14 protein-coding genes are annotated in these 22,954 nt (G+C 40.3%); 2 read left to right on the forward strand and 12 right to left on the reverse strand.

What is annotated here, in order from left to right:
* Nucleotides 1–108: 108 nt before the first annotated feature.
* The 8 genes from QHT84_RS13965 to sucC all read right to left on the reverse strand — a co-directional run bounded on the left by QHT84_RS13965 (nucleotide 109) and on the right by sucC (nucleotide 12,563).
* Nucleotides 109–2,538, reverse strand: a complete 2,430-nt coding sequence (locus tag QHT84_RS13965) for a T9SS type A sorting domain-containing protein (RefSeq protein ID WP_283240193.1) — start codon at nucleotides 2,536–2,538, stop codon at nucleotides 109–111.
* Between the two features lie 114 nt (nucleotides 2,539–2,652).
* On the reverse strand, nucleotides 2,653–5,244 hold the full coding sequence (locus tag QHT84_RS13970) for a DUF7619 domain-containing protein (RefSeq protein ID WP_283240194.1): 2,592 nt from the start codon (nucleotides 5,242–5,244) through the stop codon (nucleotides 2,653–2,655).
* Between the two features lie 109 nt (nucleotides 5,245–5,353).
* Entirely contained in the window at nucleotides 5,354–6,112 is a 759-nt protein-coding gene (locus QHT84_RS13975) for a LytR/AlgR family response regulator transcription factor (RefSeq protein WP_283240195.1), read from the reverse strand.
* 54 nt (nucleotides 6,113–6,166) lie between these two features.
* Nucleotides 6,167–8,128: a tetratricopeptide repeat-containing sensor histidine kinase gene (locus tag QHT84_RS13980; RefSeq protein ID WP_283240196.1), complete on the reverse strand. Its 1,962-nt coding sequence runs from the start codon at nucleotides 8,126–8,128 to the stop codon at nucleotides 6,167–6,169.
* 102 nt (nucleotides 8,129–8,230) lie between these two features.
* Nucleotides 8,231–8,968 carry a class I SAM-dependent methyltransferase gene (locus tag QHT84_RS13985; protein ID WP_283240197.1) on the reverse strand — a complete coding sequence of 246 codons (738 nt, stop codon included), beginning with the start codon at nucleotides 8,966–8,968 and terminating at the stop codon, nucleotides 8,231–8,233.
* A 2-nt stretch (nucleotides 8,969–8,970) separates the two neighbouring features.
* Nucleotides 8,971–9,921, reverse strand: coding sequence for a glycosyltransferase family 2 protein (locus QHT84_RS13990; protein WP_283240198.1), 951 nt, complete (start codon nucleotides 9,919–9,921; stop codon nucleotides 8,971–8,973).
* Nucleotides 9,911–11,281, reverse strand: coding sequence for a glycosyltransferase family protein (locus QHT84_RS13995; protein WP_283240199.1), 1,371 nt, complete (start codon nucleotides 11,279–11,281; stop codon nucleotides 9,911–9,913). Before QHT84_RS13995 ends, QHT84_RS13990 begins: the two co-directional genes overlap by 11 nt.
* 88 nt (nucleotides 11,282–11,369) lie before the next feature.
* Nucleotides 11,370–12,563, reverse strand: coding sequence for an ADP-forming succinate--CoA ligase subunit beta (sucC, locus tag QHT84_RS14000; protein ID WP_283240200.1), 1,194 nt, complete (start codon nucleotides 12,561–12,563; stop codon nucleotides 11,370–11,372).
* Nucleotides 12,564–12,747: 184 nt separating this feature from the next.
* On the opposite strand from sucC, the gene QHT84_RS14005 reads away from it, so the two are divergent.
* Together QHT84_RS14005 and lysA are read left to right on the forward strand one after the other, a co-directional pair.
* On the forward strand, nucleotides 12,748–13,164 hold the full coding sequence (locus tag QHT84_RS14005; protein WP_283240201.1) for a hypothetical protein: 417 nt from the start codon (nucleotides 12,748–12,750) through the stop codon (nucleotides 13,162–13,164).
* 73 nt (nucleotides 13,165–13,237) lie between these two features.
* Nucleotides 13,238–14,443 carry a diaminopimelate decarboxylase gene (gene lysA / locus QHT84_RS14010; protein ID WP_283240202.1) on the forward strand — a complete coding sequence of 402 codons (1,206 nt, stop codon included), beginning with the start codon at nucleotides 13,238–13,240 and terminating at the stop codon, nucleotides 14,441–14,443.
* Between the two features lie 117 nt (nucleotides 14,444–14,560).
* Here lysA and pafA read toward each other — a convergent pair whose 3' ends face one another.
* The 4 genes from pafA to QHT84_RS14030 form a co-directional block, all read right to left on the reverse strand.
* Entirely contained in the window at nucleotides 14,561–16,171 is a 1,611-nt protein-coding gene (gene pafA / locus QHT84_RS14015) for an alkaline phosphatase PafA (protein WP_283240203.1), read from the reverse strand.
* A 159-nt stretch (nucleotides 16,172–16,330) separates the two neighbouring features.
* The gene (locus tag QHT84_RS14020) at nucleotides 16,331–18,211 is read right to left on the reverse strand and encodes an OmpA family protein (RefSeq protein WP_283240204.1); all 1,881 of its coding nucleotides are present in this window, start codon (nucleotides 18,209–18,211) and stop codon (nucleotides 16,331–16,333) included.
* A 10-nt stretch (nucleotides 18,212–18,221) separates the two neighbouring features.
* On the reverse strand, nucleotides 18,222–19,175 hold the full coding sequence (locus tag QHT84_RS14025; protein ID WP_283240205.1) for a PorP/SprF family type IX secretion system membrane protein: 954 nt from the start codon (nucleotides 19,173–19,175) through the stop codon (nucleotides 18,222–18,224).
* 17 nt (nucleotides 19,176–19,192) lie between these two features.
* Nucleotides 19,193–22,954 (reverse strand): T9SS type B sorting domain-containing protein (locus QHT84_RS14030; protein WP_283240206.1); only part of this gene is annotated, 3,762 nt, incomplete at its 5' end.

Below are 22,954 nucleotides of genomic sequence, written 5' to 3' on the forward strand. Positions count from 1 at the left end.
AATTACAATAACGTTTTCGTTAATTATTTGGTAAATTTTGCAAAATTAGTATATAAAAATAAAAGGCGCATAAAAATGCGCCTATGTCTCAACCTATTCCTCTCGAAATTATCGCTTGATTAACTTTTCTACTTTCATTCCATTATCAGAAATTACTTTTACAAAATAAATCCCGCTGGAATGGTTTGAAATATCCAGTGAGAAACTGGTATTGTTTACCAAATTTGTCTGTAATAATCGTCCGTGAACATCAAATAACTGGACCGAATTGAGATTAAAATCACCCGTTATGGAAACAAAGTCCTGCGTCGGATTCGGAAAAACTTTGATGGTATTATCATTTTCAAAACCCGGCGTGTTCAACAATTGGAAAACAGTTTCGGCATCATTCGTCTCTACAGGAAAGTTATAATCAAAATAAATATTGGCCAATTGGTTTACTGCGTCACCTTCCTGAAGCGTATTTAAAGATTTAATTTTAAACACTACATCTCCTTTTCCACCGGCCGGCAAATTTATATTCTCAAAAATAAACTCCGCAATATTGCCGTTCAATCTGGTGTCAACGGCATGTGAAGCATTTAATAAATAAAAAGTGCTGGTATCAAAATCGGCCGGATTAAATTCGACTTTTACGACAACATTTTCGGCTTGTGCTGTTCCGGTATTTTCAAAACGAATGGTATAGTGCAAATATTCTCCGATTAGTGACGGAGCAACAACCTCTCCTTCTATACAACTAATATCATTCGGGTCGAATGAACCAATGACAGTTTGATTGAATTGAAAAGTATTATCAGACACCATTTCATCATTGGCCAACGGATTAGCGACACCTGTAAAGGTCAACACATCATTAATGTTTACAGGGTTTGTATCGGTTGGCGCATTAATTCCCATGGTTACCAAAATGCTTCTACTTTCGAAAGGCAACAACGTTGAGAAATCCCAAGACAATACGCCCGAGCCTGATGTTGAGACCGGCACAGAAGTCGATACAAAATCCATTACATTATCATCATAAACAAAAGAAATTCCGTTTAACTGAGACATGACTTGGTTTCCTTTATTCTTGTATACAATTTTATAAATCGCATCAAAACCGGGACGTGCCGGAATTACCGGTGAAATTACAATTTCCAAATCCGGATGGACTCCATTGGCACTGATACAAAAACCGTTAATAGAGGTATTGTCGTTGTTATCTTGAAAATTTACGGCAATAGTAGCCGGCGACAAATTAAAAAAAGAGGGATTCTCGAGCGCCGGTGACACATTGAAGTCGCCTTCCTGAGTGTAAAAATTATACGTTCCCAAATGATCCGTAAACGAGAATCCCTGAGTAACGCCATCAGTAAGGCGGACTCTTACATTAGATTGTACCGAATCGTTAGAGTTGCAACCATTATTATCAACGTCAAAAGTCAACACGCCTCTAATCGTATTAAACGTTCCCCCCGGTTCGAAAGAACAATATGTATTGTAGTTGACATTTTGGAGCGAGCTGTTGGTCAATATCAGCTGAAGCGCCGCAATTTCAGTCTCAAAATCATCAACACAAACAAATTGTAAATTAGGATTATTACTCCAATCAGCACCATCAGAGCTCAAATTATTAATTCCGTTTTTCATACTTATGTAAGTCAGATTGTTGTCGTTACATTTCAAAATTGAAAAATTCGGATTCTCTGAAAAATCCAGTGCATTTAATTGGTTGTGATTGCAATACACCATTTCAAGCAACGGCAAATTTTGAAAATTTATGTTTTGCAGTTGGTTATGGTTACAATACAAATACTTCAGTGTTTGAGCGCCTGAAATCGAAAGACTATTGAGTTGGTTATTATTGACATACAATTGCTCTAGCATTTGCAAACTCGTAACATCAAGTGACGTCAATTGGTTGTAACTACAATTGAGACTGGTTAACTTTTGAAGTGGGGAAACATCAATATTGGTAAAATTACAATCGGCAATCATGAGCTGATCTAAGTTCTCCAGATTACTGAAATTGATTGTCGAAATCGGATTTCCGGCACAATACAATCTTACCAAATGTCCGGCATTAGATAAATCTATGCCGGAAATATTTACATAAGAGCAATAGAGTTCTTCTATGTTTGTAAGTAATGTAATATCAAAAGTATTCAACGGATTATGATCGCATGTAAGGCTCAACAATGCTTCCGGAGCCGGTAGTGATGCAAAATTCAAATTGGTTATTTGATTGTAAGAACAGTTCAATTTTGTGAGATTACTGAAGCCACTCAGGTTTAGAGAATTGAGTTGATTTGACGAACAATCTAAATTATTGATGTTGGTAAAACTTTCAATCCCCGTTAAATCGGAGATATTTAACGAAGACACGTCTAATACCGTTAAGGTTTGAGCCTCTGATACCTGAATTTCGCCGTCTAAATTAGCATCTACGCCTATGGACAACAGCTTGGCTTTAAAGTTGGCATCGGGTATAGTTACAATTTGGGCTTCAGCAGTTCCGAAAAGGAATAATAAAAAACAAAATAATAGTATTCTCATTGTTGAGCATGTTAATTAATTGATTTCAAATATAGTACTTTATTGTATACCTAAAATACCAAATCCTTTCCGAAATCGGAAAGGATTTTGATCCACAATTAATTTAACCCAAATTTATTGCTTAACTAATTTCTCAACTTTGATTCCTTTATCAGAAATTACTTTTACAAAATATACACCATGCGATTGGGTTGAAATATCTATTAAAGTATGTGTATTATTAACCAAATTCGTTTGTAACAACCTTCCTTGCACATCAAACAACTGCACGGTCTTGATATTTGTGGTGGCGGTGACGTTTACTATACCCGAGGTAGGATTCGGATAAACGCTTACGCCATTATCGGTTTCAAAACCCGGTGTGTTTAATGCTTGGAAAACCGTTTCGGCATTATTGGTTGCTACCGGAAAATTATAATCGAAATAGATGTTGGCTTGCTTGTGTACCATATCGCCTTGTTGCAATGAGTTAGTCGATTTAATTTTGAGCAATACATTGCCGTGACCGCCGGTATCCAAGTTAATGGTTTCGAACACAAACTCAACCGTATTGCCATTCACTCGGGCATCTACTTCATGGGAGGCACTGAGAAGTTGCAACGTATTGATATCGAATTCGGCCGGGTCAATCTCGGTTCTAACTACTATATTTTCGGCCTGAAAGGTTCCGGTATTTTCAAAGCGAATCATATAATGCAAGTATTCGCCAATCTCTGAAGGAGAAACTACATCGCCTTCAATACAAGTGACATCATTAGGATCGTAAGAACCAACCACCGTTTGATTCAGTTGAAAGGTGTTATCCGAAACCATTTCATCATTAGCTACCGGATTGATAACTCCGGTAAAGGTTAACACATCATCAATGGCAACCGGATTGGCATCGGTGGGAGCATTGATATTAAGTGTTACTAAAATACTGCGACTTTCGAACGGTTGCAAATTGGTAAAATCCCATGCTAATGTTCCGGTTCCTACAGTAGATGGTACCGTTGATGCGGCTACAAAATCCATCAAATTATCGTCGAACGAAAAACTTACACCGTATTGTTGCGATAGGATTTGATTGCCTTTGTTGCGGTACACAATCTTGTATACCGCATCAAATCCGGGGCGTGCCGGGAAAACCGGTGCTATCACAATTTCTAAATCAGGATGCACACCATTCGCAGTGATGCAAAAGTTTTGGGTAGCGGTATTGTTATTATTATTTGGGAAATTAATCGTTGCTGCAGACGGAGTCAAAGTAAACCATGAAGCATTCTCTATATCAGGAGTGATGTCAAAATCGCCGGCTTGTGTGTAAAAAACATAGTTTCCTGTCAAGCTCGTAAACGAAGATCCTTGTGTAGTTCCGTCGTCGATTCTCACTTTCATGTACGGATGAAATGCATCATTGGCGTCACAACCGTTGTTGTCGGCATCAAAGGTCAAAGTTCCTGAAATCGTATTGTAATTGCCGCCGGGTACAAAATCACAATAACTGGTAACCGGTACCGTTGGCGCCGGTGTAATCAAACTGTATGTAAAGGTATCGCCTTCATCCACACAGATATATGTTAAATTAGGCAAATTATAATAGCTGCTGTTGCTGTAATTAATGGTGTTAACCATTCCGCTTTTCAAATTAACATGAGTCAGGTTAGGATTGTCCGAATACATTATACTGTTCAGTAACGGACTGTGTGAAAAATCCATTTCAGACATTAACGTGGTGTATCCGGCAAACGACATCAGATTAACCAACGGCGAAAAATCACAGCTGGCAATTGGGTTTCCTCCCAAAATTAACTGTTGCAATAGCGGATTATTCGAAAAATCTAAAGAGGTTATGTTGTTATTATTAACTGCCAAACCTCTCAAATTAGGATAGCCGGTTAATGTAATCGAAGGAAAACCATTAGACCCTACATACAGATATTTGAGTGACGGTAAAGAGGTTGGCAACACTAAATTGGCTATTTGATTGCCTTGCAAGTTAATTTCTTCGATATTGTTGATGTTCGTAAACCCAGATGTATCCGTAAGATTGTTTGAGGCTAAATTCAATATTCTCAACAATGGAAAATTAGCGATGGCAATGGAGGTTAGGTTGCTCCCCGACAAATTAATTTCTTTGACTACAGGAGAGTTTGTAATTGATAAATTACTTATTACACAATCATTGGCCGCTAATCTGTCGAGTGCCGTTAAGCCAATCAAATTTAGAGTTGAGAGTTGTGAATTTCCCCAAATGTTAACATTGGTCAAACTCGTCAAATTGGTCAAGGTTAGGGATGTTATATTGCTGTAATAAAAACTGAAATGAGTTAACGACGGGAGATTTGAAAACGACAAAACCGTATTGGGATTATTCACGCCCGAGATATTAATGTTTTGAAGCGCAGCCAGTCCGCTCAAATTGAAATTAGTTGCCGGATTGGAATACGAACCGAAGAATGTGATATTCGTAAAGTTTTCAACCCCGGTAAAATCGGTAATGCCCGAGGACTGAAACTGCAACCCGGTAACAGCTAACGCTTCGGAGACCTGGATTTCGCCATCACTATTGGTATCAACAGTAACGTAGCCTGATGGTCCTAAAGCGGTGGAATTGGACGGACTTGCATTGAGTAAGGCCGCTTTAAAATTGGCGTCAGGAATGTTAATGATTTGGGCATTGACCCATCCTGAAATCAGAAACAAAAAAAAGTATAATTTTCTCATAATATGTAGTGTTCGTTTTTTTGATTTTCTTTTCACATTATAAATTTAAGTCAACTTTTACGAGCCGTTGGGCTTAAATGAGTAATTGCCAGTTTTCAATTAGAATTCGTTACATCGTTTTTAATAATTCCTGCAATCGGTCTTTTTTTCGTTGTGAAATGGGCAAATGACTGTTGTCGGCCATCACCACATAACCGCCGTCTTTTTTGATGTACGACTTTAAATACGCCAGGTTGATGAGATGCGATTGATGGATGCGTTCGAAACCGTGTTCCGTTAACAAATCTTCGTATTCTTTCAGCGTTTTAGATATCAAAATCGGTTTGTTGTTTTTGATGTAAAACTTGGTGTAATTGTCTTCGCTTTCGCAGCGAATAATATCACTAATCTCAAACAAATGGATTCCGTCTGAATTGGACAGGGCTATTCTTTTGAAATGATCTACCTTCTTTCTGATGTTTTCCAGCAGCAAATCGATGTGCGCTACATTGTCATTTTTATCAATCACCTGTTTGAGTTTTTCGATGACTTTTTGCAACTCATCAGGATCGACCGGTTTGAGCAAAAAATCGAGTGCACTAAACCGAAACGCTTTAATGGCATACTGCTCGTGTGCCGTGATGAATACAATTTGCGAGGTCAGTTTCCCTTTTTTGTTTACTTCTTCCAACAAGTCAAATCCGGAACCGTCTCCCAAATGAATATCGAGAAAGATTACTTGCGGTGGATTTTGCAGCAAAAGTGCCGTTCCGGTGGCCACGCTGTCGGCCTCACCAACAATCTTAATATCAGGAGCATAACGAGACAACAGAGTTTTCATTCCGTTTCTCAAATTGCTGTCGTCGTCAATCAATAAAGCTGTAATCATAATTCGTTTCAGGTCTCAGGTTTCAGGTTTCGAAAGTTAGTTAATGATTCGAAGCTATTTAACATACTGAATAGGCAACTGCAAGGTTACCTTGGTACCGGTTACTTCGCCTTCTTTATTTTTAGTTTCTTCAATGCTGAAATCGGTTTTTTGCTTGGTCGCCGATTCAATCATTTCCAATCGTTTTTTGGTAATGTCTAAGGCCATCGATTTGTGTGCCACCACCGAGTTGATCTTTTGGGCTTTCGACTCCTGAAAACCGATTCCGTTATCTTCTATAGTGCAAATCAAACTATCATTGGCTATGCTAAATCGAACCGCAATACTGCCGATTTCTTTTTTGGGGATGACACCATGTATGATGGCATTTTCTACAAAAGGCTGCATCAATAGAGGCGGCAAAGCCATATCGTCTTCGATATCACTACTTTTGTATATGGTAAAATTGAATTTGTTATTGAAACGCAACTGCTCTAATTCGAGGTAATTTTGCAAACTTTCTATTTCTTTGTGAATGGGAATCAGCGATTCTTTAGAATACTCCAAGGTCAATCGCATCAACTTCGAAAACTTAGACAAGTATTTGATGGCCGAATCGGTTCCGTTTTGCACAATAAAACTCGAAATCGAACCCAAACAATTGAATACAAAATGCGGATTCATTTGCAAATGCAAGGCTTTTTGTTCGTATTCCGCCAATTCTTTTTGTAAAGTCAAGTTCTTTTTTAACTGAATGCGGTTGTAAATTAAAAACGCAATTCCAAAAAGCAATAACCCGAAAACGGCCGCAAAAAAGAGTTGTAAGGTGTTTCGTTTTGATTCTTCTTGTAGCAATAAATCCCTTTTTTCGATCTCCTTTTGCTGCACCGCTTCGCGCTTTTCAAAATCGTAAACCAACTCTTCTTCTACGCTTCTCCGGATATTTTCTTCATTGGTTAAACTGTCTTTGGCTTCGCTGTACCGTTTAAAGTGTTGCAAGGCTAAAGCGGTGTTGTTTTGTTGGCTGTAAATATCGCTGAGCAATTTTTCGGAAATCACAATTTGCTCCAACACCTTGATTTCTTTGGCTAAAGTCAATGATTGCTGCGCCATTTGCATGGCTTCTGCCAGTTTGTTTTGCTGCAAATACAATTGACCTAAATAAATATAACTGTCGGCTATCCCGAATTTATCGTCAATACTTTGAAACGTTCGAATTGCTGAATTCCAATTTTCAATGGCTTTCGCCGGATTGCCGGATGCTTTGTGATACAATCCGAAATTATTGTACCATTCGCCCAATGCTCTGGGATTAGGATTCCGGTCTAATGCGATTTTGGCTTTATTATAATAGTTGAGGGCATTGGGCAGGTTTTTTTGACTCAAATAGCTGTTCCCGATGTTGGTATAGGTAATTCCAACATTGACATCTTTCCGTTTTTCCTGGATTTTTTGTGCCTTGATAAAGTATTCTAACGCTTTGAAATCGGCAGACATTGACTTGTAAACGATACCGATATTATTGTAGAGTTTGGCGCACTTTTCATCGTCTTTGAGTTGTTCGTATATCTTGACCGCTTTTAAGTAATACTCCAAGGCTTTGGAATAGTTGCTTTGCTCCGAAAAAATAATCCCAATACTCCCCAAAGCTTTGGCTAAGCCTTTTTGTTTGTCGGTATTGTTTTTCACCGTCAAGGTTTCGAACAAATGTTGTGCTTCGGTAAAATAGCGTAATGCCTTTGGATAATCCCCTGTGATGATGTTGGCATTGCCCAGATTCAAAAGCGCATTCCCTTCGGCTACTTCGAAATTAATCTTTTGAGCCAATTGATAGGCTTGCTGCGCATACTCTGACATTAGTTTCGGATGGCTTGTTTTGTACTCGTCGGCAATCGCATTGAGCAACTGTACTTTGTCGATATCATTGCGCGTTTTTTTCAAAACCGAAATCAAGCTGTCTGCTTTTGGATTTTGTGACCAAGCCCCGACAGCAAACAACGACAAGCAACAAAGAAGAAAGTATTGTTCTATTTTCATTCGTACACTAATGTAATGATATAAACAAAAATAGGGTTAAGTTTTGGGCCGGAATCGTCAAAATGAGTATTTAAGCTTTCTCAATGAGAATTCGATAAAGACTTATGCCTTTCGTTGAACAATACAAAAAGTACTCACCCCGAAAGGAAAATTAAAAACCTTGAGCAGTTTATTTTCAAAAACGATAAGCAGGAGCAACATGGTATTCACCCATGTATTTCCTATAGAAATATCACTTTCTCCTCTTTTGTTTTTTTGAAAGACTGCACTCAGTTTACGAAACACATATACCGGCAAAAACAAAAAGAAGTTCCAGTAACTCGATTTAAGAATATGAAGGTTTTCGGCCTCTAATTTCGACCGAAGCTCAGCATTAGTGTATCTTCTGTGATGCATGTTGACTTCATCGTGGTAGCTCCACAGCGACATAAAAGCCGGCACAAAAACATACATCTTCCCTCCTGTTTTCAGTAATGATTTCCAATTTTGAATGGCTTTTTGGTCGTTTTCCAAATGCTCCAAGCAATCGGAAGCAATGATGATATCGAATGATTCGTTGAGTGTGATATGTTGTGCATCCATCACAAAAGCATTCGGAATACCGTTGGCTTTGCAATTGGCAATTGCTTTTTCGCTGATGTCAACGCCGTATAAATTTTCAATGGAAAAACCCAACTGCACCAAATCTTTAAGAAAGATTCCGGAGGAGCAACCAATATCCAATACCTTGCTGTCTTTGGGTGCGTTTTGCAGCAAATCGAGCAGGTACTTTCTTCTGGACTTGAACCACCAATGCTCTTTTTCGACATCGTGGTATTTTTTTTCAAAATCCTTTTCCATTTTTAATCGACTCGTTTATCAATAAAATAGCGCGGTCTTTGTTTCACTTCCGAATAAATCTTTCCGATATATTCACCGATAATTCCGAAACAAAACAATTGAACGCCGCCCAAAAAGTACATCGGCAAAACGGTCGAAAGCCAACCCGGAACCACATTTCCGGTGTATAGTGCGAAAAGCGCGTAGCCGGTCATCAATAAACAGAAAAAGAAAATCACAAAGCCTACGATGGTGACCAATTTCAACGGATAATTACTAAACGAAGTGACGCCGTTCCAGGCAAAAGCGGCCATTTTGCGAAACGGATATTTTGATTCGCCGGCAAATCGCTCCAAACGATCGTAATACACTACATCGCTGCGGAAGCCTATAGACGGAATAATACCGCGAAGAAACAAATTGACTTCACCAAATTCGGATAAAGCATTCAAAACGCGTTGACTGCACAAACGATAATCGGCGTGATTGTAAATGATGTTTACCTTCATTATTTTCATCAATCGGTAAAACAACAACGCCGTGTTTCTTTTAAAAAAAGTATCGGTTACGCGTTCTTTTCGAACTCCGTAAACCACATCGGTCCCCGATTTGAATTTGACAATCATATCTTCAATAACCCGAACATCGTCCTGCAAATCGGCATCAATGGAAATGAGTGCATCGGCTTCGTCTTTAAAGGTAATCAAGCCGGCTAACAACGCTTTTTGATGGCCTACATTTCCGGCCAATTTTAATCCTTTGATGTGAGCGAGCTGCCGGGCTTGTTGTTCAATAATCGACCACGTTTGGTCTTTACTGCCGTCATCAATAAACACGGCAAAACTCTTTTCCGATATGAGGTTCCGCGCTGCCAAATCGGCCAAAACGGCGTTGATTTGCGCCGAAGTTTCGGGAAGCACCAGCGCTTCGTTATAGCACGGAGAAACAATTCCTACGATAGGCTTAGTATTCATTGGCAGTTGCTTTAGGTAACGGAAAAACAAATTTCGCAATAAAATTGACAACTCTTTTTATAAATCCTATTTTGTATAATCCGGCGGCACTCATAATATATAGTGCTACCCGAGCCGGAAACATATAACGCGGCTCCATGTAGGTCAGTGCATGAAAAATTAACAGTGCTACAATTACGCCCCAAAACGGCCAATACCGAATCAGTTGCTTCTCTTTAAACAAAAATAAAAACGCACCCAGCAGGATAATAACATTGATAGCGTTAATCAGCAATATAAAAAACCAATATCCCATGGCGCCTTGTAATGGCCCTAATTTAAACTCATTGGGTTTTACGCTATTAATAAAATAAACATGACCATAAAAACTTTTGACAAAAAACTGTCTGGTAAACCAAAAAGGATGCTCGGCGATATCATCGAGTAAAAACTCTTGGTATACTTGATTGTGAGATTTTCCGGTAGCAATCATTTGTCGGTCCAAATCGGAGATACTTCGCACCCAATTTTGGTAATCTTTGCTATCGGGTCTTATTTCGTTATCCCAAAATCGAAAATCGGTTGGCTCTTCCCTAAATTGAAACCTTCCTTGATGCGCTACAAAATAAAACAATTCCTCTTGATTGCCACCCGCTTTCGTTCCGGTAATGGTTTTGGCCAGTTGCAATACGGTAAAACCCAAAAGACCAACAGTGACACAAGTAATTATTATCTTTTTGCCGTACAACCAAAAGAAGGATTTGTTTCTCCAAAAGGCAAAAGCAACCACTACAATTCCCAAGCCCAATAAGAATACCGCGTTCGGTCGATTGAGAATCAGAAACCAAATGCCGACTGTCAGCCAAAGCCAACCTTTTATCTTGTGAGGATGGTAATACGCAACAGACCATCCGTACAACGCTAAAGCCAGAGAGAAAAAAGCAGGCGCTTCGGCTAAGATTCCCAACGAATAATAACAATGTATCGGGAAGACAAAGAATAATAAAACACTGAGAAGTCCGACTTCTTTAGAAAAAAAAGCAGTAGCAATTTTAAAAACAAGGAGCAAACTAATCGTGGTTATGACAAAAGTAAACACCACTCCGTACGTCCAAAGCTGATTGTCGGTAGCATGGGCCGGTGCCGCAAAATAAGCCGGTGTGTAAAAAATAACCGGACCGGGTGCTTTGGTTATGGTAACTTTATCAAAGCCGATATCGCCTTTCAGATAGAGTGCTAAATTCTTGGCTTCCTCATGAAAGGTTATATCTCCAAAAGGCTTGGCTTTGAAAGGAAGGTTTAACACCACTACCATCATCACGGTTGAAATCAGTATTATCAGCAGATTGATTCTTTGGGTTGAAAAGTTTAGCACACTCATTTGTGGTATTGACAATAAATTGAGGTCGAAAAGTAATAAAAAAATCCCGAGCTTGCACTCGGGATTTCATTTATGTAAAAATTTATTTTTAAGATAATGCGGCTTTCACTTGGTCGGCAGCTTCTTGGAATTGCACGGCTGATAAAATCGGCATTCCGGAATTATCGATAAGCTCTTTGGCAATTTCTGCATTGGTACCTTGCAAACGAACAATAATCGGCACTTTAATCGCATCGCCCATATTTTTATAAGCATCAACTACACCTTGCGCCACACGGTCACAACGAACGATACCACCGAAAATGTTAATCAGAATCGCTTTTACATTCGGATCTTTCAAAATAATACGGAAAGCGGTTTCCACACGTTTGGCATCGGCCGTTCCTCCTACATCCAGGAAGTTGGCGGGCTCAAACCCGGCGTATTTAATTAAATCCATCGTAGCCATCGCCAATCCGGCACCGTTAACCATACAACCTACGGTTCCGTCCAAATCAACGTAGTTTAATCCTACTTCTTTGGCTTCAACTTCGATAGGGTTTTCTTCTCTGATGTCACGCATGTCGGCATATTTCGGCTGACGGTATAAAGCGTTATCATCAATATTTACTTTGGCATCTACGGCCATGATTTTGTCATCAGACGTTTTCAAAACCGGATTGATTTCAAACATAGAAGCATCGGAACCAATATAAGCATTGTAAAGCGCTTCTACGAATTTCACCATTTCTTTGAAGGCATTGCCCGAAAGACCTAAATTAAAGGCAATTCTTCGTGCTTGAAAACCTTGCAACCCAACAGACGGATCGATTTCTTCGGTAAAAATTAAATGGGGTGTATGCTCGGCTACTTCTTCAATGTCCATTCCGCCTTCGGTAGAATACATAATCATGTTTCTTCCTTTGGCTCTGTTCAAAAGTACCGACATGTAAAATTCACGCGTTTCACTTTCTCCCGGATAGTAAACATCTTCCGCAATCAAAACTTTGTGTACTTTTTTTCCTTCCGGTGGTGTTTGAGGGGTTTTGAGCATCATTCCGATGATTTGCTCGGACAACTCTTCTACTTGCTGTAAATTTTTGGCCAGTTTCACTCCGCCGCCTTTACCGCGTCCTCCGGCGTGAATTTGGGCTTTCACTACATGCCAACCGGTTCCGGTCTCGGCAGTTAATTGTTTGGCTGCTGCCACGGCTTCTACAGGATTGTTGGCAACAATTCCGCGTTGCACGCGAACGCCATAGCTGGCTAAAATCTCTTTCCCTTGATATTCGTGAATATTCATATTGAAGTTTTTTGTGTTGAATGACTGAAATACATTTCAGTTTATTGTGCCACAAAAGTAACTAATTAGAATCAAACGAAAAAGAAATGTATATCAATTTAGTAGATTTGTTGCATTCCGCTTTTTGATACAGCACACGCAACCCTTTTGACAATGTTGCATCTCGTTTTCAAATCAAAAAACTATGAAATCAAGAATCAAATCAATCGTCTTATTGTGTTTACTCACAGTATCTTTATTCACAAGTTGCAGCAAAGACACAGAACCAACCACTTCATCCGTAGCCGGAAAATGGAAACTGACTAATGTTAGCGGAACGTTTGCCGGAATTAACAACGATATTACGCCCGGTTTAATTACTTGGGATTTCAACCCGATTACACAAACAGTGACTGTAGTTAACAATAATCCCGACAACGGTTTGTGGGATGTTTTTGAAACCGGTGTTTACAACTATCATATTGTAACCGATTCCGAATATCCGTGTGGCGAAATCATCCGAATTGACAACACTGACATGGGTTGCTTTGTGATTGAAAACGACAACTTCATCATCGATCAATCGGTGGATGACGGATTCCGACTTACCTTGAAACATTAACGAACTGTTAACTTGATTTTCTTTGGAATTACCACATCATACAAGTAGTTTTGCAAAAAAAATATTTAACCTGATGCAAACGAAAGACTTAGTAGCACTAGCCGAAGAATTTGGAAATCCCTTGTATGTTTATGATGCCGAAAAAATTGAATCGCAATACAAGCGCTTAACCAATGCTTTTTCCAAGGTAGAAAAATTACGGGTGAATTACGCCATGAAAGCCTTGTCTACGGTTTCTGTGCTTAAGCTGCTCAAAAATTTAGGTTCGGGTTTAGATACCGTTTCCATTCAGGAAGTACAATTAGGCTTACATGCCGGATTTACTCCGGATAAAATTATTTTCACTCCCAACGGTGTTTCTTTTGAAGAGATTGAAGCCGTGGCGGCATTGGGCGTTCAAATTAACATCGATAATTTGTCGTTTTTGGAGCATTTCGGCACCAAACATCCGACCATTCCGGTTTGTATTCGCATCAATCCGCATGTGATGGCCGGTGGCAACGAAAATATTTCCGTGGGTCATATCGACAGTAAATTCGGAATTTCTATTTATCAAATTCCGCACGTATTGCGGATTGTGGAAAATACCAAAATGCACATCAACGGGATTCACATGCATACCGGTTCCGATATTTTGGATATCGAAGTATTCTTGTATGCCGCCGAAATTTTGTTTGACACGGCCAAACAATTCAAAAATTTGGATTTTCTGGATTTTGGCTCCGGTTTTAAAGTGCCTTACAAAAAAGACGACATTGAAACCAATATTGAAGAATTAGGAAAAAAACTCACCAAGCGCTTTTTGGCTTTTGAAAAAGAATACGGGCGCGAATTGACCCTAGCCTTCGAACCCGGAAAATTTTTGGTGAGCGAGGCGGGTTATTTTTTAGCCAAGGTGAATGTAGTCAAACAAACGACCTCTACCGTTTTTGCCGGAATTGACAGTGGTTTTAACCACTTAATCCGACCGATGTTTTACGGATCGCAACACACCATTGAAAACATCTCGAATCCCAAAGGGAAAGAACGTTTTTACACCGTGGTAGGCTACATTTGTGAAACGGATACCTTTGCCAACAACCGTCGCATAGCCGAAATTCATGAGGGTGATATTCTGTGCTTTAGAAATGCCGGCGCCTATTGCTTCTCGATGGCTTCTAACTACAATTCGCGTCTGAAACCTGCAGAAGTATTGTGGAAAAACGGCAAAGGCCATTTAATTCGCGCACGCGAAACTTTTGAAGATTTATTACAAAATCAGATTATGGTTGACTTATAAATTAAAAACCCCGAGATATGAATTTCGGGGTTTTTAATATAGTTGGGGAAGCAAAACACTTCGACTAGTTCAGTGTGACATTAGCATATATTATGATACTTCAATAGCTATGGATTGCTATTTTCCCAACACTTCTTCAAGCACTTCACTGTCGGTACCATTAGGCAGTGTAATTTTAAGTTTTTGAGCTAAGGTCGGCGCAATTTGTGTAATGACCTTTTTCTGATGGGATTCGCCTTTTTTGATATGCCAACCGTAAAAAATGAGCGGTACATTGGTATCATAGGCATAGGGCGAACCGTGCGTGGCTCCGGTGGCCGAATATTCGACGAATCCGGGTTTGTATACAAAGTACAAATCGCCGTTTTGCGTTGGGTCGTAGCCTTTGAAAATAAACTTCAACAACATATCATTCTGACCCGACGTTAAAATTTCTTCTTCGGTATACACTCTTTTGACGTAGTTTTTAGTGTATAAGAAATCTTTAAAACGCTGCTTTACTTCTCCCAAATGCAATCCTTTGGCTTTAATGGCTTCTTTGTCTAAATGCACGTTATAACTGTCGTATTTTAAGAGCAAATTGACGCCGAAAGTTTGTTCGGAAAAGGCTGTTAAATCTTTGGCTACATCTTTATAATTGATGTTGTCCACTTCGTATTTGTGATCCTTCAAATGGGTGGAATTTTCGGCACAGGCATGATCGGCCGTCATAAAAACCAGATAATTTCCTTTGCCTACCGTTTTATCCAAATAATTTAAAAAATCGGCTATGTTAAGATCCAATCGCAGATAGGTATCCTGAATTTCGATAGAACGCGGACCGAAGGTATGTCCGATATAATCGGTAGAAGAAAAACTCACCGCTAAAAAATCGGTAATAGCATCTTTCCCTAACCCTTCTTTTTCGATGGCTCTTTTGGCCAAATTCGCCAACACATCGTTCCCGAACGGCGTTACACGCAACACTCCGGCATCATTGCCGTTGTACATTTCTTTTAAATCATACGGAAAAACAGCCGGTTTTTTATACAACTTGCCTTCGTAATTGTTGGCATCGGGCAAACTCTCGTTGTATGCTTCAATCGGTTTTAACAATGACCAACCGCTGTTCAAATAAGACAGGTATTGTTTCTCTTTATTGAATTCGTCCACCCATCCCGGCAATTGATTGCCGTAAAAAGAGCTTGAGATGAATTCGCCGGTTTTGGTGTACCAAAACGCCCAATCGGCAAAATGCCCGGCCGGAAGGATGGCACCCCGGTCTTTAATACTCAGCCCAATTACTTTGCCTTTAAAGTTGGTGGCCAATTTTAATTCATCGGTAATCGTAGTGGATTGTAAATTTTTAGGCGACATTTTGCCTTCTTTTTCCGTTCCGGGAACCAAAGTAGTCACACTTTCATCATCGGTACAATATACTTCTTTCTTTAGGGTACGATGGAACCACTCGTTACTCACAATGCCGTGAATGGCGGGTGTCGTTCCGGTATAAATGGAAGCATGTCCCGGTGCCGTATAAGTAGGCATGTAATTGTAATGCATGTTGTGAAAGGTGTAACCTTCATTCATTAATCGTTTGAAACCCGACTCGGAAAAATCATTTTGAAAACGGTATAAATACTCCATTTTCATTTGATCGATGACAATTCCCACGACCAATTTGGGTCTTTGCTGTGCTGTCATTATGCTCACTGTCATCAGGAACCACAAGGCATCTCTTTTTTTCATAACCAAAAATTGTATCACAAAAATAGGGATAAGAACCCAACCTAGCGCATTTTTTGTGTTAATGTAGTGTTAGTCTTAGATTCAAAAACAAATGCATACCGGTTAAAGTATGCATTCGTTCAAAAAAATCCAATTTATAACAACACTTAACAACTAACTCTATTTCAAAATCATAAACGTACAACGGCGGTTGGTAGCATGTTCGCTCTCGGTACAATCGTTTTTCGGACAGATAATAAGCGGTTTGCTTTCGCCATAACCCACCGATTTTAATCGTTTTCTGTTGATACCGTTTTTCACTAAATATTCTAAGGCCGAAGCCGCTCTTTTGTTAGACAATCTCAGATTGTACATTTCGGAAGCGCGCGAATCGGTATGCGAACCAATTTGAATTTCCATGTACGGGTATTTCTTCAGTAAGCCCACCAATACATCCAATACTTGAGCCGCCTGCGGTTTGATGTCCCATTTATCCAAATCGAAATAAATGTTTTCCAATTCGATTAAAACCGTACCGTCGTCTTTTTTGTTGATGATGTCCTCAGCATCGTAATACGATTGTACTTTCATTTGTAAATCGAGGTATACTTTCCCTTTCTGACTTGTATCAAATTCTGTCTCAGCCGGAATGTAAAAATCTTTGAATGCCATGATTTTATACTTCTTATTCGGCTCCGTATTAAAGGCAAAATCGCCGTCTTTGCCTACCAAAATTTCTTCCAGAAGATTGCCTTGGTCGTCAAACAATTTCACGGTAGCACCCGGTAACAACTCGAGCGACTTCATATCTCGAACCTCGCCTTCCACCAAATATTGCAGTTTATTCTCTTCTCGAACAAAAGTGTACAAATTATCATCGCCGGTACGATTGGAAGCAAAATACCCCTTATCATTGGCTTCGTCTAAGATAAAGTTGAAGTCATCCATCTCACTGTTGATGGTTGAACCCAAATTCAAGGGTTTGTCAAATTCGGTTTCGCTCAACTTATAACTCATAAAAATATCGAGATTGCCATTACCCTGATGACCGTCGGAAGCAAAGTATAACGTTCCGTCTTCGGTGACAAATGGGAACTGTTCCCGATGAATGGTATTGATGGTTTCGCCTAAATTTCGCGGTTGTGAAAAAGTCCCGTCCTGAAAAATATCGACCACAAAAATGTCCATAGAACCTATAGTTCCTTTCATGTCGCTGGCAAAGTATAACTTTTTACCGTCTTTGGTTAAGAACGGATGCTCTACTGAATATTCATCGCTGGAGAACGAACACATTTTAACATTGGTCCACTTACCATCTACGAATTCGGCTTTATAGATTTTGATGGTCGCGACTCTTTCGTTGTTTACTTCTACCTGTTTTTCTCCGGAACGATTGAAATACATGGTTTTGCCATCGGCGCTGAACGTGGCATTACTCTCGTGTTTTTCTGTATTGATGGTTTTCGGAAAAGGTTCCACTTTGACCAATTGCCCTTTATCATTGACTTCGGCCATAAACAAATCCAAATAGGGTCTATCGTTCCAACCGTAGGCTTTAGATTCGCCGTTACGCAAGGAAGCAAAGGTTACTTTATCGCCAAAGAAAGCAATCCCGAAATCGCCGTTGGTTTTGTTCTTAGACATCATTTCGAGCTTAAAACTGTTAGGGGTATTCCGAGTTACATTTTTCATGAACTTAGGGGTATTTTGTTCGAACCCTAAATACTCCGACATGATTTTATCGCCTTTCTCAAAATCTTTGATGCCTTTTAGAGCATTGGCATATCTGAAATAAACTTCTTTTTTTACGCTGTCTTTGTGGGTAAAAAACAGTTGTCCGTATGCTCTCACTGCGTTATCCATTTGGAAATTGTAATAATAACAATCTCCCAAATTTTGTAACACTTGTTGCGACTGCTCTAACTGTTCGTAAGCAGCCGCGGCTTTCACATAGGCTTTTTTGGCAAACAAGCTGTTGGCTTGTTTAACACTGACTTTTTTTTGGGCAAAAAGAGTGGTGATACTGCAAAAAACAAATAGTATATAAAAGATTTTTTTCATAGTATCCGTATTAAAAGAATCGTGGTGATTTATCGTACCCTTTACCGGAGAGTCGACCCAAATCAAGATCGAACAACACAAACACTTCGTGTGAACCCGAATTAAATCGGGTCAAATTCGAGAGTGTGTAATCATAGGAATATCCTATTCGCAGGGTTGGCGTGACATAAAAACTGGCCAAACCACTCACCGAATCATCCATGCGATAACCAACACCTGCTTCAAATTTTTTATTGATTAAAACATTGGTGGTAAAATCGAGCGACACCGGCGCACCTGAAACTCCTTTCGCCATAAATGCCGGTTTGAGTTTAAAGTTGTCGTTACCGTTGAACGTAAATACATAACCTCCGGTGAAAAAATAGTGAATCGCTTCCACTCCGGTGGTGGTAATCCCGTTTACATTTTCAAGGTGTTTTGTGGTCAACAAATTAGGTGTTGAAAAACCCAAATAATAATTATCGCCAAACAAATAAGTTCCGGCTCCGATGTTGGGAAACGTTTGGCTGATATTGTTTTGAAAAGCGGGATCCGGCAATGGGTCGGTGTATTGAAATCCGTTAAAATTAGTGCTGAAAAGAGTTACTCCTCCTTTAACCCCAAAGGATAATTTTGTTGTTTCTGAAAGGGATAATACGTAGGCAAAGTCGGCAAAAATATTGCTTTCCTTTACCACATCACCTATTTCATCATGCACCACAGAAATACCCATTTCTACTTTTTTAGATAACGGTTTGTGTACAAAAAACGATTGAGTCGTTGGAGCGCCTTTGATGCCAACCCATTGCGCGCGATACATCCCCCCCATGGTAATAATATCAGTATTCTCGGTAGCATAGGCCGGGTTAATTACACTCATATTATACATATAATGCGTAAACTGCGGATCTTGCTGAGCCAACAATGATGAAGCGCTCCATACAATCAGTACTGCTGAAAGGTATTTTTTTAGTTTATGTTTCATACTAGTGCTCATCTTCATTATCGGTTTAGATATACTCTCCCCTGAACCGGTTTTCGGGTTCCGTCATTAAAATACAATATATAGAAATAGACCCCGGTTGGCAGTAGATTGTTTCCAAGATTCAATCCGCCTTGGTTAGTGGTTCCATCCCAATTTGGTGTATTTCTGTTTCCTTTATAGATTAAATTCCCGTAGCGATTATAGATTTCCAATTTAAAATTCGGGTAAATGATGTGCAGATTTTCAATTTCAAACGTATCATTAATACCATCATTATTTGGTGAATACCCATCCGGGATTAAAATATCATCGCAAATAGTCAAATCAACGGTCACTTCTAGTCTAACAGCACCTTCACATCCGCTTGGTGCTGTTAAAGCAGCATAGTACGTAGTGTTATGAACTAATAAATCGGTAGAAGCGTAAGCGGTTCCTCCTGTGGGAGCATCATACCATGTTACTGTAGGGAAACCTACCAAATTATTAGAAAGGTCTTCAAGGGTAGGCGCATCATCTTCACAGAAAAGATTCCCATCCTGAATGATGGTAGGCGTACCCAAATCATTTACATTAAAGGTCGTTGTGAGCACAACATTACCCATAACACCACAGGTAGTCACTACCGAATTGAGTTGGCTAATTGTCAAAGCTGTGGTACCATTGACCGTTAAATCGGTTGCCGGTATGGTGAATGTTCCCACGCCTCCGGTAAACGTAACCGTAACGGAATTGGAAGCCGAGTTAGCGCCGCTCAAGAGATAATCAATCACATAATCACCATCAGGCATATTGACAGTACCCGAGATGGTTACCAAAGTGGCATAATTTGCACATGTATCTTGAACCGTCATGGTAGCCGTACTTAAATCGGGTATCGGATTAATCACAAAATTAACTGTTGCGTTTTCATTGGCATTCGTACAACCGGAGGTTGACACGATTCCGATAATGGTAACCGTGTAATTTCCGGCAGTAGCAAAAACCGAAGCCGGAATAGTAAACTGCCCTGCTCCGCCGGTTATAGTAACACTTCCCGAATTTCCTGTGGTTGGGTTTCCGTTCGGAATTGAATAATTAAATTGATACACTCCGTCCGGTAAATTAACCGCTCCGGAAATAACAACCGTTACATCATTGCCAAAGCAAATTGCTGCAGCAGTTAAATTACCGCTATCGATATCTGCCAACAGATTCACAATTATTGGAACAGATACGCCTGTTAATGTATTGGAACAGTTCGTTACGGTGTTGAGGATGCTGTTAAACGTAATAATTGTTGTTCCGGTATTAGGTAGGGATGCCGAAGGGATTGTAAAGTTACCCACACCCGAAGCTATCGATACCGTAATCGTTTGACCGGTTAAGGTATTAGCACCCGACAGATCATAGCTCAAAGTATAAGTCCCATCCGTCATTCCGTTCAAATTCACAATCACATTAGAGCCCAAACAAGATGGTGATATCGAAATATTAACCGTTGCTAATTGTGGTGTCGGTAAAATCGTAAACTGTACTGTTTCCGGGTCAGAACCACATGAATTCGTCACGGTATAAGTATAACTGTAGGTCCCGGCCACCAAATTAAGGATGCTTATTGGGGATGTTACGGCTGTTCCGCTACTATCTGTCCAAATCCCTCCCGTATCTTGCCCTGATAATAACGTATTCAAATCTAAAACACCCACACTCGGACAAAGGGAAACCATACCTGTGAATGTACCTGCGTTAGGTAACGGATTCACCACTACAGTAACTGTTGATGTTGAATTAGCACATGGTGGTGTCCCGGTCACGGTATAAGTAAAATGATACGTTCCCAAACCTACAGCAGACGGATTAAATATAGTTCCGGATAACGCTCCCGTATTGTCATCATCATTCCAAATACCTGTCCCTTGAGTACCGTCTAAGCCTGTTGTTAAATCTAATGAAGTGATATTGATACACGTATTCAAGGTTTGTCCGATACCACCCGAATTTGCCGCCGGTATAACAGTAACGTTGACATTAGCGGATGCCGAAGGACAATACGTTGATGTAACCGTGTAAGTGTACGTATTGGAAGTATCAACAGCCGGATTAAATACACCGGTTCCACTGGCTAATGCCGGGGACCACGTCCCTCCGGTTTCTGCAGAAGTTCCTAAGAGAGTAAATAAATCCTGTGCTGCATCGGTGGAACACAACGTCAGCGAAGCATTGTTCCCGGCTACCGGAGCCGGATTAACAATTACAGTAACGGTTGAAGTGGCATTGGCACAGGGAGCTATTCCGTTGACTGTATAGGTAAAATGATAAGTTCCTACTCCAATGACAGAAGGATTAAAAATTGCACCCGATAATGCTCCTGTTGAATCATCATCACTCCAGACACCAACATCTTGAGTACCATCTAAGCCTGTCGATAAGTCAACCGATGTAGTGCTCACACAAACATTCAATGTCTGTCCGGCCCCACCTGAATTTGGCGCCTGTTCAATAGAAACAATAATATCTGCCGTACTTGTCGCACACAAGCCTCCACCGACACTGTAGGTATAAGTGCCTGCCGCGTCTACCGCAGGATCAAAAACACCACTGCCACTTGCTAATCCCGGAGACCAAGTTCCTCCCGCTTGAGCATTAGCTCCCAAAAGCGGAAATAAATCTTGTGCAGTACCATTAGAACAAAATGCAACAGCATTATTATCTCCGGCATTTGGAACAGGATTAACGGTAACTGTTATTACTGCAAAGTCATTATCACAAGGCTGTGTTCCGCTAAGTGTATATGTATAGTTTCCGGCCACATCAACAGCCGGATCAAATACTCCTGTGCCACTGGCTAAAGTTGGAGTCCATGTCCCTCCCGGTTGTGAGTTAGGACCTAAAAGCGGTGTCAAATCTTGTGGACTACTATTTATACATAATGTTATGGTATTGTCTGTTCCGGCCTCAGGACCCGGTGTTACCGTAACCGTAACTGTCGCTGTTGCATCAACACAAGGTGATATTCCTGTTATAGTATAGGTATAAGTCCCAGAAGAATCTACTGCCGGATTAAAAATTCCGGTTCCACTAGCCAAAGCTGGTGACCAAACACCACCTGACTGTGGCGTTCCGGTTAATGAATTAAATAAATCTACCGGATTTTGGTTAGAGCAAATTGCCAGAGTGCCATCACTTCCTGCATTCGGAACCGGATTCACAGTAACATTTACTGTTGCTGAGGCTGAAGGACAAGGAGCAATACCTGATACGGTGTAGGTGTATGCTCCGGCAGCATCAACTGCAGGATCAAATACACCGGTGCCACTTGCTAATACCGGAGACCACGTTCCTCCTGATTGAGCTGTTGGACCTAATAATGTAAATAAATCGGTGGGCGAACTTAAAACACACAATGTAACACTCGCATCCGTTCCGGCAATTGGAGGGTCGACTACGGTTAAGGTAACACTGCTGGTTTGCGGATTCACACAACTCGGAGTCCCTGCACTGGCGACACTAACAATATTCAATGTCGTATTGGCCGTGTAAGTACCACTAATGGTTGCCGTTCCCGCTCCGTTTAAGGTAACCGTTTGATTCGCTCCCCCGTTGATGTTATACGTTACCGTAGCATTCGGAGTACCGGTCAAGGTAAAGGTAGCGCTGCTGTTCGAACAAATCGTCGTCGGACTTACCGACGCACTCGCCGTTGGTAATGGCAACACCGTTAAGGTAACACTGCTGGTTTGCGGATTCACACAACTCGGAGTCCCTGCACTGGCGACACTAACAATATTCAATGTCGTATT

Origin of the sequence: Flavobacterium sedimenticola (assembly GCF_030053345.1) — a bacterium.
Classification (GTDB): Bacteria; Bacteroidota; Bacteroidia; order Flavobacteriales; family Flavobacteriaceae; genus Flavobacterium; species Flavobacterium sedimenticola.